Source organism: Variovorax sp. YR266 (assembly GCF_900107295.1).
Classification (GTDB): domain Bacteria; phylum Pseudomonadota; class Gammaproteobacteria; order Burkholderiales; family Burkholderiaceae_C; genus Variovorax.
The window spans coordinates 20,902-37,524 of record NZ_FNPM01000018.1; the positions used below are offsets into that span (position 1 = coordinate 20,902).

Below are 16,623 nucleotides of genomic sequence, written 5' to 3' on the forward strand. Positions count from 1 at the left end.
ATACACCTAGGCCGGCTGTCCGGCCAGCAACCCTCAAAGGCTGCGCCAGAAATCGATCAGCAGCTGTGTGAACTCCACCGGCCGTTCGACCGCGCTCAGGTGCGCAGCGTCGATGGTGGCCAGGCGCGCGCCTGGAATGGCCCCCACCATGGCCTGCGACATGGCCATTGGCGTGGCCTCGTCCTGCAGCCCGCCGATCACCAGCGTGGGCACTGCAATGCGATGGTTGCCCTCGCGGAAATCGATGGCCGCGACGGCATTGCAGCTCTCGATGTAGCCCTGCGCATCGGTGCGCACCAGCACGTCATGCAGCGTCTTCGCGGCGACTGCGCCTTCGGGCGTGCCCACGTAGGCTGGCGTGAGCCAGCGCGCCACGGCACCCGGGGCGATGGCGGCCACACCCTTGGCAGCCACCGTCTCGGCGCGTGCACGCCAGGGGGCCTGGTCGGGGTAGTGAGCGGCCGAATTGGCGATCACCATTGTCTTCAGCAGCTCGGGGTGCCGCACCGCCAGCGCCTGCGCGGTCATGCCGCCCATCGACAGGCCGACGAAATGCACGGGCTCGCCATCCGCCTCGCGCTGGATGAGCTCGGCCACGTCCTGTGCCAGCGTCTCGACGCGCAGCGCGCCGGGCACCACCTCCGACGCGCCGTGGTTGCGGTGGTCGTAGCGCAGCACCGTGTGGGCGCGCGAGAGCTGCGCGGCCACGCCGTCCCACATGCTCAGGTCGCAACCGAGCGCATGGCTGAGCACGACGATCGGGCCTTCGCCCTCGCGAACGACATTCAAACGGGTCATGGTGTGGTTTCCTTTTTCGGGTGTTGAAGACGCGGCAGCCAGAGGAACGCGATGGCCATCAGCACGCAGCCGGCCAGCAGCATCGGCACGACCATCGGCCAGGCGCCGTTGGAAAAATCGGCATCGACAAATCGCGCTGCCAGCTGCCCCACGCAGAACGCGACCATCATCATGCCGAAGCCCGACCAGGACACGGCCCGGCCCGCCAGATGCGGCAGGTCGCCCACCGCGCCCGCCTGCCCGCAAGGCTGGTGGATGCCATGGCCGAGGCAGTACACGGCGTGGCCGAACAGCAGCGGCACGGCGCTCAGCGGCATCAGCCAGCAGCCGAGCGCCTGGATGACGGCGCCGGTCAGGCTCAATGAAGCACCGAGCCGCACGGTGCGCACCGGCCCGTAACGCCGCAACAGCGTGCGGCACATGGTGGTGCTGAAGATGTAGACCAGCGAGCCGCCGGCCGGGATCCAGCCGTACCACGCAGGCGACCAGCCCAGATAGCCGATGTAGACCATCGGCGACAGCAGCAGAAAGCAGAACAGCCCGCCGTAGGTCGTCGCTGCCACCGAGGCCCAGGCGCGGAAAGACCGGCTCGCGAACACCGCGCGCGTGCTGCCGCGCGGCGCGGACGACTCACCCTCGCCCAGCATCGGCTTGCGCGTTTCGCCGAACGAGCGCCAGCACAGCGCGAACAGCAGCGAGGCATAGACCGCCATCGCGACCATCACCCAGCGCCAGCCCGCGCCCTGCACCAGCCACGCGCCGAGCAGCGGCGCCATCAGGCCGACCACGCCCAGCCCGGTGAGGCCGCGCGCCATGACGTGCGGGCCTTCGTGCGCGGGGTACAGGTCGCGCACCGCCGCGCGCGAGCACACGAGAATCGCCGCCATCGAAAAGCCCTGCAGCGTGCGCCAGCCCGCGAGCAGCGCCACGCTGCCTGCGAACGCGCCGCCCAGCGCGGCAATGGCGTAGCAGCCGAGCCCCGCCAGCAGCACCGGCCTGCGGCCGAAGCGATCGGCCAGCGGGCCGCACAGCAACTGCGCAAAGCCGAAGGCCAGCACGAACAGCGTGAGGCTGGTGCTGGCCGAACCGAGCTCCTTCGCAATGGCGGGAAGCGCGGGCAAATAACTGTCGGTGGCCACCGGCTGCGCCGCCAGCAGCAGCGGCAGCAGCAAGGTGAAAGAGACGTCGAACCGGCCCTTCTTGCGGGCGACCGGCGCGGTCACTGGGGCAACGCAGGCAGCAGGCCTTTTTCGCGCAGGATGCCGGTCGCGATGCCGAAGGCGTGGTTGGCCACCGGCACGCCGCAGTAGATGGCGGCCATCATGATCACTTCCTTGATGTCGTCCGGCGTGAGGCGCGACTCGGGCGGGCCGTCGAGCGCGGCACGCACGTGCATGGCGAACTCTTCATACGCATGGATGCCCAGCATCATCGACAGCACCATGTAGCGGCGCGTCTTGTCGCCCAGTGCGGGGCGGCCCCAGATGTCGTTCCACGCGTGGCGTGTGATGAGTTCCTGGAACTCGGCGTTGAAGCCGTTGCGATTGGCGAGCGACTTGTCGACCCAGGCATCGCCGAGCACGCGGCGGCGGTTGATTAGGCCGGATTCGTAGCCTTCGGCGGGAGTTTCGGGGGCGGTCATTGGGCAAGTTCCTTGTCTGTGAGCCGGGCCTGCAGCGCCTTCACCTCGGCGAGGGCTGTCTGTCCGGCGTTGTGAGCGAGCGCGGGGTCGAACCATTCGTCGGCCGCGTCGCGAGGGAGTTCGGCGCGCAGCCGGTCGATGTTGGCGCGCATGCGCGCGGCGTCGACCTGCAGGCCGGGCAATGCGCCTGCCATTGCGCGCACGCTGCCGTGCGCCGACATCAGCAGCTGCGGCCATTCGGCCAGTTCGGCCTGCCAGGCGCCGAGGGCACGTTCGTGCTGTTGCGGCATGGCGCCAAGCAATGCGGCCACGCGCTGCGGCGCACGGTGCGCGGCGGCGATGGCGACCATCGAAGCCACCGGGTTGCGCTTGTGCGGCATTGCCGACGAGCCGCCGCGGCCCGGCTCGCTGGGCTCCGCGACTTCGGCCACTTCGTACTGCCCGAGAAGCGCGATGTCGACCGCGATCTTGCCGAGGCTGCCGGTGATGAGGCCCAGCTCGCAGCCGAGCGCCACCCATTCGTCGCGCTGCGTGTGCCACGTTGCGCCGGGGTCGCCCAGGCCAAGCTCCTTGGCCATGCGCTTGCGCACGGCAGCGCCCTGCCCCTTCATCTGCGCCAGCGTGCCGATGGCGCCGCCCAGCTGCAATTGCAGTGCGTGCTTCGCAGCGTCGCGCAGGCGGATGCGGCTGCGCACCAGCGGCGCCGCCCAGCCCGCGCACTTGAAGCCGAAGCTGGTGACCGAGGCCGGCTGCATCAGCGTGCGCGCGAGCATCGGCGTTTCGGCGTGCGTGACGGCCAGGCGCAGCAGCGCGTCGGCGGCCTTGGCAAGATCGGTCTCGATGAGCGTGACCGCTTCGCGCGTGACCAGCGCCATTGCGCTGTCGATCACGTCCTGGCTGGTGCTGCCGAAGTGCACGAAGGGCGCGGCGTCGGCATTGAAGAGGCCGACGGCTTCGCGCAGCGCCTTCACCAGCGGAATCGCGACGCTGCCCGCGCGGCCGCTCTCGCGCACGATCTTGGCAACGTCGAACAGCTCGACCTTGCAACTGCTGACGATCGAATGCGCAGCGCTCTCGGGAATCAGTCCTTCGGCAACCTGTGCGCGCGCGAGTGCCGCTTCGAAGCGCAGCATGGCATCGACGAAGGCGCGGTCGCTGAAAGCGCCGAGCGTTTCGGATGTAGAGAGGAAGCCTTCAAAAATACTCATGCGATGACCTGGCTTTTCAGTATTTCAATTGGGCCACGGCACGCAATTCCTCCGGGGAGGCTGTGCCGAATCCGAAGAACTCGAGGTAGGCAGGGATCATCTCGAACAGCATGTCGGTGCCAACCTGCACCTGGCAGCCCTTGGCCTTGGCGGCCTGCAGCAGCGGCGTGTATTCGGTTTTCATGACCACCTCGCCGACGAAAGTGCCGGGGTCGATGCGGTCCACATCGAAGGGCAGCGGGTCGCCCTCCTTCATGCCGAGCGGCGTGGCGTTGACGACCACGTCGTAGCCGGCCGGGTCTTTCGAGCCCGTGGCCACCTTCATTTGCGGATAGTGCTCGCGCAGCCGCGCGGCCAATGCGCCGGCCGAGGCCTCGCTCATGTCGAACAGCATCAGCTCGGCGGCTCCGGCGGCAGCAATCGATGCGGCAATGGCCGAGCCAACGCCACCCGTGCCCGACACCAGCACGCGCGTGCCCTTGAACAGGCGCCCCTTGCGCTCCACGCCGCGCACGAAGCCCGCGCCGTCGAACTGGTCGCCCAACAGCGTGCCGTCGGGCCGCTTGAGGATGGCGTTGCAGGCGCCCGCGACGCGCGCAGTGGGCGTCACCTCGTCGACCAGCGACATGGTCGTGACCTTGTGCGGCATGGTCACCAGCGCGCCGCGCAGGTTGCTGAACCTGAAGATCTGCGGCAGCGAGGCCGCGTAATCCTCGGGCTTCACGCCCATCGGAACCACCACGGCGTCGATGCCGTGCTTGTCGAACCAGGGGTTGTAGATCATCGGGGCCTTGAAGGCCTCGGTGGGATAGCCGATGTGGGCGATGAGCGTGGTCTTGCCGGAAATCATGTCGGTTGTTTCTTTGAAAAATCGGGGCTCAGGCGACGCTGGGCGAGTGGTAGCGCAAGGGCTGCGCAATTTCGGCTTGCATGGCCGGTGGGTAGATGATTTCGCGCAGGAAGTCGGCGTCGGCCTGCATCGCGGCAGCCGCATCGAGATGGCCGAAGTAGCGAAAGTAGTGCGGCATCTGCTGGATGAGCATCTCGAAGCCCGCCTGTGCGTTGAGTCCGCGCGCTCGCGCTGCCTGCACCAGCGGCGTGGGCTGGTTGCGCAGAAGAATGTCGAACAGTGCCGCGTGGCCGTCCATGCGCGACACGTCGAGGGGCAACGCATCGCCTTCGACCAGCCCCAACTGCGTGGCGTTGATGACGAGGTCGTAGCCTTCGGGCGCGTTGCTGTCGGCCGAGACCACAGTCGCGTCGAAGAAGGCGTTGAGCTTGGCTGCCACACCGGCCGCCTTGCCTGCGGCGCTGTCATAGAACGCGATGTACTCCGCGCCGTTCACCGTGCCGCCTTCGGCCAGCGCAACGCCGATGGCTGCGGCGCTCACGCCCGCGCCGAGGATCAGCACCCGCTTGCCGCGGAAGGGAATGTTGTAGTGATCGAGCGCGCCGATCAGGCCTTCGCCGTCGAACAGGTCGCCTTCGAGCTGGTCGCCCTCGGTGCGGCGCACCACGTTGACCGAGCCGGCCACGCGGCCGAAGAGGCCGCAGCCGTCGAGCAGGTCGACCACCAGCGGCTTGTGCGGCGGCGCGATCACCATGCCGCGCACGTTGCGCGCGAGAAAGGCCGATTTGAAGAACACCGCGAAGTCGCGCACCGGCACCTGCATGGGGAGCAGCACGGCGTCGATGCCGAAGCGCTCGAAGGCGGCGTTGAACATGCGGGGCAGCCGCACATTGCGAACCGGGTCGCCGGGGATCAGGTAAGCCTGGGTGCTGCCGCGGATGGAATGGCTCATGTGCGTGCTTCCGTTCGTCAATCGCTCTTTTCGAGGGCGGATGCCGAGCTTTATAGTCGCTTCGCCTGAATCACGCAGCCTTTGGCACCTTGAATCGTGCGATTATCGAACTCAAAAAATCACTGATCGTTCAATTCAAGGGTTTTCACTGTCATCAAATGCAAACTCCGAACCCATCCGCACAGGCACACTTCCGCCCATGAGCAAGGACAGCAAGGACGACCCGGCGCCGCCCCCCGGCCTGGACAAGCGCGACTGGATCGCCGGCCTGGAGCGCGGTGTGAGCATCATCGAAGCCTTCGACGACGCCAACCCGCGCCTGACCGCCAGCCAGGCCGGCCAGCGCACGAACATGACCCGCACCGCCGCGCGGCGCTATCTGCTGACCTTGCAGCACATGGGCTATGTGGCGAGCGACGGCAAGCTGTTCTGGCTCACGCCGCGCGTGCTGCGCCTGGGACAGTCGTACCTGGAATCGGCCCGGCTGCCGCGCGTGGTGCAGCCCTTTCTGCAGCGGGTGGCAGCGGGCACCAACGAGATCGCATACCTCAGCGTGATGGACGGCGACGAGGTGGTCTACATCGCGCGCAACGGCCCCAACCGCAGCATGAGCACCGGCTACGTGCTCGGCGCGCGCGTGCCGGCGCAGGTCACGGCCTCGGGCATGCTGATGCTGGCGCTGCGCAGCGACGCCGAGCTGAATGAATGGCTGACGACACGGCAGCTGACGGTTTTCACTTCGCACACCATCGCGAGCATGGAGCGCATGAAGCTCGAGCTCGCGCGCATCCGGGCGCAGGGCTGGGCACTTTCCGAGCAGCAGCTCGACCTGAATTCACGCGGCATCGCGGTGCCGCTGCGCGACCGGCACGGCACGCTGGTGGGCGCGCTGAACATCACGATGCCGATGGGGCACGAGAGCTCGGAAGACGCGGTGGCGCGAGTGCTGCCGGTGCTGCGGGAGACGGCGCAGGCGATGCGCAATCTGATCTGACCGTCTGACTGACAGCTTTCCGACAGCATCCGCCGGGCAGGATGCGCGCTTTCAATCCAAAAGCGCTGGAGACACAAGCACCATGTCCGATCTCTTTTCCCCTGACGACGCCCACAGCCTGAGCCGCCGCCACTGGCTGCAAGCCGGCGGCGCCCTCACCCTCGGCGGCCTGCTGCCTTCGCTGGCCTCGGCCCAGGACGCCTGGCCAAGCAAGTCGATCCGCTTCGTCGTGCCCTTCGCCCCTGGCGGCAGCTCCGAAATCGTCGCGCGCTCGACCGCCGCCGAACTCTCGCGCACGCTGGGCCAGAGCGTTTTCGTCGACAACAAGCCCGGTGCGGCCGGCAACATCGCGATGAGCGAAGTGGCGCGCAGCACCGACCAGCACACGATCATCCTCGGCCACATCGGCACGCTGGCGGTCAACCCGTACATCTTCGCCAAGCTGCCCTACGACGCGAACAAGGACTTCAAGCCCGTGAGCCTGCTGGCCAAGGTGCCCAGCCTCTACGTGGTGCACCCCGACGTGCCGGCGAAGAACCTCAAGGAGTTCATCGCATACGCCAAGTCGAAGCCGGGCAAGCTCAGCTACGGTTCGGCGGGCAACGGCAGCGCGGGCCACCTGGCTTTCGAGTACCTGAAGATGACAGCCGACGTGTTCATGCTGCACGTGCCCTATCGCGGCACCGGCCCGATGGTGACCGACCTGCTCTCGGGCCGGCTCGACGCATCGGCCATCGGCGCGGCGGCGATCATTCCGTTCATCAAGGCGGGCAAGGTGCGCTGCATCGCGACCGGATCGGCCAAGCGCCTGCCCCAGCTGCCCGACGTGCCGACCGTGGCCGAGCAAGGCTTCCCGGGCTTCGAGATGACTCAGTGGTACGGCATGCTCGCGCCGGCCAACATCACGCCAGCCAACCTGGCCAAGCTCTCGGCCGAGACGATGAAGGCCGTGAAGTCGCCCGACTCCATGCAGCGCCTGACCGCCGATGCGGCCGAAGCCATCGGCGGCACGCCAGAGCAGTTCGCGCAGTTCATCGCTGCCGAGCAAACCCGCTGGCAAAAGGTCATCGCAAGGGCAAACATCAAGCCTGATTGATCCCGGCAGGCCCTAGCATCGGCGCCATGCGCATCCTGCTGGCGGAAGACGAACACACCCTGGGCACCTGGCTCTGCAAGGCGCTGGAGCATGCGGGCATCCAGGTCGAATGGGTGGACGACGGTCGCCTGGCCGACCGGGCGCTGCAGCAGCGCGACCACGATGCGCTGGTGCTCGACCTGGGCCTGCCCGGGCTCGACGGGCACACGGTGCTGCAACGGCTGCGCGAGCGTGACCAGCGGCTGCCGGCGCTGATCCTCACGGCGCGCGACTCGCTGAACGAGCGCGTGGCTTCGCTCAATGCGGGCGCCGACGACTTCCTCGCCAAGCCCTTCGCGCTGGCCGAGCTCGAAGCGCGCCTGCACGCGCTGGTGCGGCGCGCGCGTGGCGTGGAGCATCCGCGGCTGGCCTGCGGCCCGCTGGTGTACGACGGCGCGCGCCGGCACTTCACGCTGAACGGCGAGGCGCTGGCGCTCTCGCCGCGCGAACTGGCGGTGCTGCGCGTGCTGGTGCAGCGCAGCGGCGAGCCGCTGTCGAAGCAGCAGATCCTCGAGCGCGTGTTCTCCGACGACGAAGAGGTGCACCCCGAGGCGGTCGAAGTCTTCGTCTACCGGCTGCGCAAGCGGCTCGACGGCACCGGGGTTCGCATCGTCACGCTGCGCGGGCTCGGTTATGTACTGGAAGCAGACTGAGTGAGCGGCCTGCGTGAACGCCTTCGCCGCGCCAGCCTCTGGCAGCGGCTCGCGCTGCTGCTCTTCCCCGCCCTGCTGGTCGTGACCGGCCTGGAGCTGTGGATGACGAGGCACGACGCGCTGGCCGCCGCCAACGCGGCCTACGACCGCTCGCTGCTGGGTGCGCTCAAGTCCATCGACGCCAACATCTCGACCGCCTCGGGCGGCCTGTCGGTCGAGCTGCCGTACACGATGTTCGAGTTCTTCGAGCTGACGGCGAGCGGCCAGGTGTTCTTTCGTGTGTCCACGTCTGACGGGCTGGTGGAACTCGGCAGCGCCGACCTGCCCGCGCCGCCCACCGAACTGGCGATGGGCGTGCCGGCCTTCTATGACGCCACCTACTTCGGCGAAGCAGTGCGGCTCGCGGCCTACCGCCGCGACCTCGACCGCGCGCCGGCCGGCAGCACCGGGCGCAGCGTGCTGATCCAGATTGGAGAAAGCACGCGCTCGCGGCAGGAGTTCAGCGCGCGCTTCGTGCGCAGCGCGGCGTTGCGCGACGGGCTGGTGCTGGCAATGCTGTTGTGCGGCACCGCCCTGGCACTCGCAGCGGCGCTGCGGCCGCTCTCGCGACTGGCGCGCGAGGTGGGCTCGCGCACGCCCGACGACCTCACGCGCATCGCCGAGACCGACCTGCCCGCCGAGGTGCGCCCACTGGTGGCCGCAGTCAACCAGCAGATGTCGCGCACGCAAGACCTCGTGACGCAGCAGCGGCAGTTTCTGGACGACGCCTCGCACCAGCTGCGCACCCACCTCACCACGTTGCAGATGCAGGCCGACTACGCACGGCGCGAGCAAGACCCGGCACAGGTGCAGGTGGCGCTCGACGCACTGGGCACCGAAATCGGCCGCGCGACGCGCAGCGCGCAGCAGCTGCTGGCGCTGGGCCGCAGCGACACGGTGTCGGTGGAGCCCGCCGAGTTCGACCTTGCGGCGCTGCTGCGCGAAGTGGCGGTCGACCTGCTGCCGCTGGCACGCGCCAAGCGCATCGACCTGGGCATTCATTCGCCCACGCCGGAGTTCCTTGCCGTGGCAGACCGGGGGCTGATGCGCGAGGCGCTGGGCAACCTGGTGAGCAACGCGATCACCTACACGCCGGCCGAAGGCACGATCACGCTCTTTGCCGCGGGCGACGCAGCGGGCTGGAGCCTCAACGTCGAGGACAACGGGCCCGGTCTCAACGACGAAGAGCGCGCCGCGTTGGGCCAGCGCTTCCGGCGCGGCGCGCGCGCCGGCAAGGGCGGCTTCGGGCTCGGGCTGGCCATTGCGCGCTCCATTGCGCAGCGGCACCGGGGCGAACTGCGACTCGAGGCGCGCGAGGCCGGCCCGGGGCTGCATGCGATCATCTGGTGGCCTCGCCCGACCGCCACCTGACGGGCCCATTTCCATGTCCACGCCGCCCACCCGCCGCCATGCACTTCGCGCGTTGTGCGCGTTGCTGATGCCTTTCAGCGTGCGCGCAATGGCCGCCGCGAACGACCCCTCCGAAAACGCCGCCGACTGCGTGATCCCCGCCAAGGCCGGCGGCGGCTTCGCGCTGACCTGCGCGCTGGCGCGCGACGCGTTGCAGGCCGTGCGACCCGCGCGCCCAGCGCTCACCCAGCGCTACCTGCCGGGCGGCATCGGCGCCGTAGCCTTCGACCGTGTCGCCACAGGCAAGCTCGGCGGCCCAGGCACGCTGGTGGCGTTTTCCAGCGGCTCGCTGCTCAACCTCGCGCAAGGCCGCTTCGGTCCGCATTCGCCCTCGGCTGTGCGCTGGATCGCCACGCTGGGCACCGACTACGGCGTGATCGCCGTGCATCGCGACTCGCCCTACAAGCGCCTGCAGGACTTGGTCGCCGCGCTGCGGCAAGACCCGTCGCGCATCGCCTTCGGTGCGGGCGGCACGGTCGGCAGCCAAGACTGGGTGAAAGCCGCGCTGCTGGTGCGCGCGGCGGGGCGCGATCACAAGGCCATGCGCTTCGTTTCTTTCGAAGGTGGCGGGGATGCGCTGAGCGCATTGCAGGGCAAGCATGTCGACGTGTTCCCCGGCGATGCAGCCGAAGCCCTGCAGGCCATTGCGGGCGGCGCGGCGGTGCGACTGCTCGCGGTGCTGTCGGAGAACCGGCTTGGCGGCGCGCTCACCGGCGTGCCGACCGCGCGCGAGCAAGGCATCGACCTGGTGTGGCCGACCGTGCGCGGCCTGTACCTGAGCGCTGACGTGCCTGAAGCCGCGGTACGCGCATGGGTCGCGGCCTTCGGCGAAGCGAGTGCCGCGCCCGGCTACGCCGCGTTGCGCGAGCAGCACGGCCTGTACCCCTTCGCGCTCACCGGCGCAGCGTTAGACGACTACGTGCAGGCGCAGATCAAGGCCTACCGCCGGCTGGCGGACGAACTGGGACTGCGGCGCTGGCCCTCCTGATGAACGCAGGCAAGATCGCGCTCATGACCGAAGACGCCATCACCCAACACATCATCGACATGCTGGCCAGCGGCCACTTTCAGATCGCCGACGACAACACCTTCTTCTTTCACGACGGGGACAACAAGTTTCCTTTCGCCACGATCGTGACGAAGGACAACGACTTCGACAGCGCCTCGCAGCTGAACCGCCCGGGCGTGTTTCGCCTGAGCATAGGCGTGGGCAAAGAGACCTTTCGCGCGCTGTTCGGCGAAGTGCCCGCTACCGCCGACCACGCCGCGCTCGACACGCTGATGCCGCACCCGGTGTATGCGAAGATGTACTGGGTCAGCGTGATCAATCCGAGTGCGAAGACCTTCGAGACGGTGAAGCCGCTGATCGCCGAGGCATTGAGCCTCGCGCGCTCGCGTAAAGCAGGTTAGGCCGCCTTCAAAAACACATCGTGGTCCGGCGCAAAGTTCGCGTGCAGCGGCAGCATCGCGCCGCCCAGCGCACAAGCCTGCGCCCCCGCCTTGCCGCCATGCAGCCGCGGCTGCCACAGGCCTTCCCAGTTGCACCGGTCCAGCGCGGCGCGGGTCTGGTCCAGCAGCGCCTGCAGTAGCGGGCGCGACATCGAACCATCCACCACCACATCCGGCAGATCGAGCATGGCCGTGCCGCTCACGATGGCATGTGCCAGCGCCTGCGATGCGCTTTCCAGCCAGGCTTGCGTCATCGCGGCATAGGGCGGCTGCAAAGCGCGGTCGTCATACGCGGCCATGGCGTCGAGGCCTTCGCCGATCAGGCGCTGCTCCAGCTCCCAGAGCGACGCTTGCGCAACCAGCTGGGGCGGCAGTGCACCGCGACTACCCGGCGGCTGCATCGGCAGCGAAGCGAGCGCGCCCGCATTGCCGTGCGCACCGGTGTGCAGGTGCGAGTTGATGACCAGCCCGCCCCCCACGAAGGTGTCGACGAAGATGTACAGGAAGCTCTTGAGGTCGTGCCCCCGCCCGCCCACCAGCTCGGCCACGCAGGCGGCCACTGTGTCGCGCGCGAAGCTCACCGGCACGTCGGTGCGCGCGCGCACCTCGGCGGCCAGGTCCATCTGGTTCCACAGGTCGGACTGCGCTTTCGACAGGCCCAGCGTGCGGTGCCAGCCGCCGAGCTGGAACGGTGCGGCCAGCCCGGCCCCAACGTTGCGCGCCGCCAGCGGCCCCAGCCCGTCGCGCAGCCGGTGCATGTGCTGCGTGATGGCGGGCAGCAGCTCGTCCGCATCGGGAAAGTCGTAGCTGATGGCATGGCGCTCGCGCACCTGCGTGGTGAAGTCGATCAGCAGCCATTCGGCGCCGCGCCGGCCCACCTTGATGCCGATGGCAAAGGCGCCGTCCGGGTTCAGCGCCAGCGGCACCGAAGGCTGCCCGATGCGCCCGCGCACGCGGCTTTGCTTGACGATGAGTCCGTCCTCTTCCAGTCGCGCGGTGATGAGCCCGATGGTCTGCGCGCTGAGCCCGGTCAGCCGAGCGAGGTCGGCCTTGGGCAGGCTGGTGTGAACGCGCAATGCCTGCAGCACCGTTCGTTCGTTGAACTGGCGCATGCCGACCTGGTTGGAGCCACGGGGCCGCAACAGGTCGGGCGTGCGCGCAGAAGTGTCCGCATCAGGCATGCGCCTCCGCGGGCAACTGGTCGGCCGTCATGGCGCCGGTCATCACGGCGACGGTGTCGCTCATGCTGATCTTCTTCGGGTCGAGCACCGCCGCGCGCCTGCCGAGACGCGCCACGTGGATGCGGTCGGCCACCTCGAACACGTGCGGCATGTTGTGGCTGATGAGCACCACGGGCAGGCCGCGGTCGCGCACGCGGCGAATCAGCTCCAGCACCATGTTGCCCTCCTTCACGCCCAGCGCGGCAGTCGGCTCGTCCATGATGACCACGTGCCGCGCGAAGGCCGCGCTGCGCGCCACCGCCACGCACTGGCGCTGGCCGCCTGAGAGCGTTTCGACCGCCTGCGTCATCGACTGGATGCCGACTTTCAGGTCCGCCATGCGGGCCGTGCTTTCGAGCAGCATCTGCTTCTTGTCGAGCATGCGCAGCACGCTGCCCAGGAAGCCGGGGCGACGCAGCTCGCGGCCGAGGAACAGGTTCTCGTAGATGGTCATGGCCGGGGCCACGGCCAGGTCTTGATAGACCGTTTCGATGCCGGCGCGGCGCGCATCCAGCGGATTGCGAAAGTGCACCGGCTGGCCGTCGAGCAGGATCTGGCCTTCGTCGGGCACCACCGCGCCCGACAGCGCCTTGATGAGCGACGACTTGCCCGCGCCGTTGTCGCCGATCACCGCGAGGATCTCTCCTTCGCGCAGTTCGAAGTCGACGCCGTCGAGCGCAGTGACCTGGCCATAGCGCTTCACCAGGCCCTTGGCCTGCATGACGATCTTGGGGTTCGTGACCGTGTTCATCAGCGGGCTCCCCGGCGCGAGAGCTGGTCGGCCGCCACCGCAAGAATCACGAGCACGCCAGTCACCAGCACCTGGTAGATCGACGACACGCCCATCAGCGTGAGCCCGTTGCGGAACACGCCGACGATGAGCACGCCAATCAGCGAACCCAGCACGATGCCGCGCCCGCCGAACAGGCTGGTGCCGCCGAGCACCACCGCCGTGATGGCGTCGAGGTTCTCGGTCTGCCCCGCGTTCGGGTCGCCCACGCCGGTGCGCGCCACCGACAGCAGCGAGGCGATGCCGTACAGCACGCCCGCCGCCACGTACACGCCCAGCAACACACGCTGCGTCGGAATGCCGACCAGCCGCGTGGCCTCCGCGTTGTTGCCCACCGCATAGATGTGCCGGCCCGCCGCCGTCTCGCGCAGCACGAACCAGGTGAGCGCATAGAGCACCACCATCAGCACCGAACCCCACGCCACCTCGGCATTGCCGATGGTGAAGGTGGTGCCCAGGCCCGTGAGGCCGCCAGGCAGGTCGGTGATGGTCTGCGACGACGAGTACAGCTGCGTGATCGCGAAGGCGATGTTCAGCGTGCCCAGCGTCACGATGAAAGGCGGCAGCTTGATGCGCGTGACCAGCAGTCCGTTGAGCAGGCCGAACAGCGTCGTCACGCCGATGCCGCACAGAATGGCCACCGGCACGGGCAGCCCGAGTTCGGTGGCGAACTTGCTCATGATGATGCTGCCCAGCGCCATCACCATGCCGCACGACAGGTCGATGCCCGCCGTGAGGATCACCAGCGTCTGGCCGATGGCGATCACGCCGACCACCATCACCTGCTGCAGGATCAGCGAGAGATTGCCGCCCGTGAGAAAACGGTCGGACTGGGTTGCAAAGAAGATGCACGCGCCAAGAAGGGCCAGCCACGGCCCCAAGGCGCCCCACGGAATGTGGTGCGTCGCAGATTTCGCCATCGAGATACTCCCTGGGGGCTGTGAGCTATTTACTTCTTGCCCCAGCACAGCTCGGCGCCGGTCTTCGTGTCCTTGCTGTCGACGCCCGCCACGCTCTTGCCCGCGATCAGCGTCACGCCTGTGTCGACATAGCCCGAGGCCTTCTTGCCCGTCTTGGCGAATTCGACGCCCGCGGCCACGCCCATCGCGGCCATCTTCAGCGGGTACTGCTGCGAGGTCGCGGCAATGATGCCGGCGTTGGTGTCCTTGATGCCCTGGCAGCCGCCGTCGACCGAGACGATCAGCACGCCCTTCTCCTTGCCCGCGCGCTTCAGCGCGTTGTAGGCACCGGCCGCGGCGGGCTCGTTGATCGTGTAGACCAGGTTCACGTCAGGCGCCTTCTGCAGGCAGTTTTCCATCGCCGTCTGTGCCTTGGCCTGATCGCCATAGCTGTCCGCCATGCAGACGATCTCGGGCGCCTTCGACAGCTCGTTCGACTTCGCCTCGTTGGCCGGCAGACCGAAGCCCTTCATGAAGCCGTTGTGGCGCTGCGCACCCACCGGGTGGCCCGGCAGCAGGTCGAGCGCGATGATCTTCGCGGGCTTGCCGGCCATCGCGGCCTTGGCGTATTCGCCGATCAGCACGCCGGCCGTGTAGTTGTTGGTGGCGAAGAGCGCGTCGGTCGCGTCCGGCGGATCGGCCGGGCTGTCGAGCGCAATCACCATCACGCCCTTGTCGCGCGCCTTCTTGATCGCCGGCACGATGGCCTTCGCGTCGCTAGGCGTGATCAGGATGGTCTTGGCGCCGGCCGCGATCATGTTTTCCATCGCGGTGATCTGACCCGCGTTGTCGCCGTCGGCCTTGCCCGCGCCGGAGAGCAGCTTGGCACCCTGCTTCTTGGCTTCTTCCTGCGCGCCTTCCTTCATCTTGACGAAGAAGGGGTTGGTTTCGGTCTTGGTGACGAGGCCGATGATGGGTTGGTCGGCGGCGAAGGCGGCGGTAGATGCAGTCACTGCGGCGAGGGACATGGCCGCGACGGCCAGGATGGTGCGGGGGCTGCTGCTGGGCATGGTTTGTCTCCTTGGGCGGACGCTGGGTGATGCGCCCTGCGGTTTTGGATCCGGATCGCTGGCCTTGGAGGCGGGCGTCCGGGCGCAAGGGGACTATCGGGCAGCGGGGCGACTAAATCAAGGTGATTTAGTTATCGGAAACCCGAAGATGAAAAAGAGGTTGATGTGCTCACACCAGCGAAAAGACGAGTCGGCCTCATGGAGACCTTCAATCAAACAGTTTCGAGGCTCCCCCTGAGCGTCGCATGGCCGGTGCCCGGCGCGTCGCAGTTGAAGGCGACGGTGATGCCGCTGTGGCCAGTCACCCCCGTCATGGGGAGGCCATCCCCTGCGAAGACGGTTCGCCAACCGCTCGCGCTCGATCATGTTGCCGCGCTCGCCGTGGTCCCGTTTTCGAAATGCATGTGCTCTTGCGCCGCACTAGAAAAGTTCCCGATGAAGTCCGGCGTCGAATCTCTTTCCAACCTCACTTGGAAATTTCCGCTTTGAATTGACCACTCATAAACTGAAACACCCACGGGATATTTGGTCAAAATTCCAGTTAATCTATATTTTTCTATCCACTCCAGGGCATTCTCCTTGGCCATAAAAATCGCAGAAGGAAATTTCGCCCTAGACCCATTAAAAACCCAAACCTCTTTAGCCTCATCCATTTAGAGCCTCTACGCTAAAAAATAAAAATTAATCATTTACTGGCATCAAGAAAAAATTTCAAACGTGACGGATCGAGCACATCCAACACCTCACCCACAGCTTTGGCATGCTCTCCGTTCAATTCGCCATAAAAAACCCACAATCCTTCCAGAGCGCGAAATTGAACTCGCTGCTGCATTTTCTTATATTCCTCATTTGCAGACTCTGCAGCAGCACCAACAACAATCTGAAATATAAGTTCAAGCACGTCAATTTTAGTATGCCTAGGGCGAGCATTCAAAAGCGAGGCAATGAGCACCTGAAGCGTCGGTTCGGCAGCGCTAAACAGCCGCCCGTGAGCGACAACATGATTTTCAATTCTCCAATAATATTTTTCTGCCTCTTTTATTGGGGAAGTCAACAAAGCCTCCAAGGCGAGGGGGACTGAATCCGCTCGCCCTTGGATCACTTCGTACTTGCTCCAGTCAATCCTGGAACATTCAATCAATGCGAAATCAATCATTTTTTCCATGATGTCGTAGACGCCGCCGTTGGCCTCCATCAGCGCCTCGCGTCCGTCGTCTCGCTCCGCGCCACCGCGGTCGCCCGGCGCACCTGCACCAGCGGCGCGAACGAGGCCGCCTCGTGGATGTAGCGCTCGCCGCCCTTCTCGATCACCGACCTGCCCTGCGTGCTCTCAAGTGTGAGCACGTATCCGTCCCAGCCGAACAGCGCCGTGGTCTCACCCGAGCTTTTGGAGAGGCGCCGCCCCAGCGCGTCGTAGCTGAAGGTGGTGGTGAAGCCGCTTTGGTCGTACCAGTTGGCCAACTATGTCGAAGCGGCATCCACCACCTCGCCGGTTCGTACTTCTGTCGCCGGCT

At 67.0% G+C, this 16,623-nt stretch carries 19 protein-coding genes; 6 read left to right on the top strand and 13 right to left on the bottom strand.

The annotated features are described in order from the left end of the window. Positions 1-33: 33 nt before the first annotated feature. Genes BLW48_RS31200 through BLW48_RS31225 form a run of 6 tightly spaced genes read right to left on the bottom strand, consistent with a single transcriptional unit; the run spans position 34 to position 5,450 of the window. The gene (locus BLW48_RS31200) at positions 34-798 is read right to left on the bottom strand and encodes an alpha/beta fold hydrolase (RefSeq protein WP_093179488.1); all 765 of its coding nucleotides are present in this window, start codon (positions 796-798) and stop codon (positions 34-36) included. Further along, positions 795-2,021: a multidrug effflux MFS transporter gene (locus BLW48_RS31205; protein WP_093179490.1), complete on the bottom strand. Its 1,227-nt coding sequence runs from the start codon at positions 2,019-2,021 to the stop codon at positions 795-797. Before BLW48_RS31205 ends, BLW48_RS31200 begins: the two co-directional genes overlap by 4 nt. Beyond that, positions 2,018-2,440 carry a carboxymuconolactone decarboxylase family protein gene (locus BLW48_RS31210; RefSeq protein ID WP_093179491.1) on the bottom strand — a complete coding sequence of 141 codons (423 nt, stop codon included), beginning with the start codon at positions 2,438-2,440 and terminating at the stop codon, positions 2,018-2,020. The genes BLW48_RS31205 and BLW48_RS31210 overlap by 4 nt, the downstream gene beginning before the upstream one ends. Beyond that, entirely contained in the window at positions 2,437-3,648 is a 1,212-nt protein-coding gene (gene pcaB, locus BLW48_RS31215; protein WP_093179493.1) for a 3-carboxy-cis,cis-muconate cycloisomerase, read from the bottom strand. Before pcaB ends, BLW48_RS31210 begins: the two co-directional genes overlap by 4 nt. Positions 3,649-3,664: 16 nt before the next feature. Beyond that, positions 3,665-4,498 (bottom strand): shikimate dehydrogenase family protein, encoded by an 834-nt coding sequence (locus BLW48_RS31220; protein ID WP_093179494.1) that lies wholly within the window; start codon positions 4,496-4,498, stop codon positions 3,665-3,667. Positions 4,499-4,526: 28 nt separating this feature from the next. Then, positions 4,527-5,450 carry a shikimate dehydrogenase family protein gene (locus BLW48_RS31225; protein ID WP_093179496.1) on the bottom strand — a complete coding sequence of 308 codons (924 nt, stop codon included), beginning with the start codon at positions 5,448-5,450 and terminating at the stop codon, positions 4,527-4,529. A 199-nt stretch (positions 5,451-5,649) separates the two neighbouring features. Between BLW48_RS31225 and BLW48_RS31230 the strand changes: the two genes are divergently transcribed. The 6 genes from BLW48_RS31230 (at position 5,650) to BLW48_RS31255 (ending at position 11,091) form a co-directional block, all read left to right on the top strand. Further along, complete coding sequence (locus BLW48_RS31230) at positions 5,650-6,444, top strand: IclR family transcriptional regulator domain-containing protein (RefSeq protein WP_093050543.1); 795 nt, start codon at positions 5,650-5,652, stop codon at positions 6,442-6,444. 82 nt (positions 6,445-6,526) lie between these two features. Next, on the top strand, positions 6,527-7,540 hold the full coding sequence (locus BLW48_RS31235) for a Bug family tripartite tricarboxylate transporter substrate binding protein (RefSeq protein ID WP_093081501.1): 1,014 nt from the start codon (positions 6,527-6,529) through the stop codon (positions 7,538-7,540). Between the two features lie 26 nt (positions 7,541-7,566). Then, a complete protein-coding gene (locus BLW48_RS31240) occupies positions 7,567-8,232 on the top strand; it encodes a response regulator (protein ID WP_093050550.1) in 666 nt (221 codons plus the stop codon). Next, the gene (locus tag BLW48_RS31245) at positions 8,233-9,642 is read left to right on the top strand and encodes a sensor histidine kinase (RefSeq protein WP_371127580.1); all 1,410 of its coding nucleotides are present in this window, start codon (positions 8,233-8,235) and stop codon (positions 9,640-9,642) included. It abuts the gene before it with no gap. A gap of 13 nt (positions 9,643-9,655) precedes the next feature. Then, a complete protein-coding gene (locus BLW48_RS31250) occupies positions 9,656-10,669 on the top strand; it encodes a Bug family tripartite tricarboxylate transporter substrate binding protein (RefSeq protein ID WP_093179497.1) in 1,014 nt (337 codons plus the stop codon). Continuing rightward, entirely contained in the window at positions 10,669-11,091 is a 423-nt protein-coding gene (locus BLW48_RS31255; protein WP_256331030.1) for a DUF6194 family protein, read from the top strand. The genes BLW48_RS31250 and BLW48_RS31255 overlap by 1 nt, the downstream gene beginning before the upstream one ends. Here the strand turns inward: BLW48_RS31255 and BLW48_RS31260 are convergent. From BLW48_RS31260 to BLW48_RS31290, 7 genes are all read right to left on the bottom strand, one after another. Further along, entirely contained in the window at positions 11,088-12,311 is a 1,224-nt protein-coding gene (locus BLW48_RS31260) for an ROK family transcriptional regulator (protein ID WP_093179498.1), read from the bottom strand. The genes BLW48_RS31255 and BLW48_RS31260 overlap by 4 nt on opposite strands. Continuing rightward, positions 12,304-13,101 (bottom strand): ATP-binding cassette domain-containing protein, encoded by a 798-nt coding sequence (locus BLW48_RS31265; protein ID WP_093179500.1) that lies wholly within the window; start codon positions 13,099-13,101, stop codon positions 12,304-12,306. Before BLW48_RS31265 ends, BLW48_RS31260 begins: the two co-directional genes overlap by 8 nt. After that, the gene (locus BLW48_RS31270) at positions 13,101-14,060 is read right to left on the bottom strand and encodes an ABC transporter permease (protein WP_093050562.1); all 960 of its coding nucleotides are present in this window, start codon (positions 14,058-14,060) and stop codon (positions 13,101-13,103) included. Before BLW48_RS31270 ends, BLW48_RS31265 begins: the two co-directional genes overlap by 1 nt. Positions 14,061-14,089: 29 nt before the next feature. Next, entirely contained in the window at positions 14,090-15,067 is a 978-nt protein-coding gene (locus tag BLW48_RS31275; protein WP_177142476.1) for a sugar ABC transporter substrate-binding protein, read from the bottom strand. Positions 15,068-15,471: 404 nt separating this feature from the next. Beyond that, the gene (locus tag BLW48_RS31280) at positions 15,472-15,762 is read right to left on the bottom strand and encodes a DUF7710 domain-containing protein (RefSeq protein WP_093050567.1); all 291 of its coding nucleotides are present in this window, start codon (positions 15,760-15,762) and stop codon (positions 15,472-15,474) included. Between the two features lie 32 nt (positions 15,763-15,794). Further along, positions 15,795-16,304: a hypothetical protein gene (locus BLW48_RS31285; protein WP_093179503.1), complete on the bottom strand. Its 510-nt coding sequence runs from the start codon at positions 16,302-16,304 to the stop codon at positions 15,795-15,797. Continuing rightward, positions 16,304-16,570, bottom strand: a complete 267-nt coding sequence (locus tag BLW48_RS31290) for a hypothetical protein (protein ID WP_093050573.1) — start codon at positions 16,568-16,570, stop codon at positions 16,304-16,306. The genes BLW48_RS31285 and BLW48_RS31290 overlap by 1 nt, the downstream gene beginning before the upstream one ends. Positions 16,571-16,623: the final 53 nt, after the last annotated feature.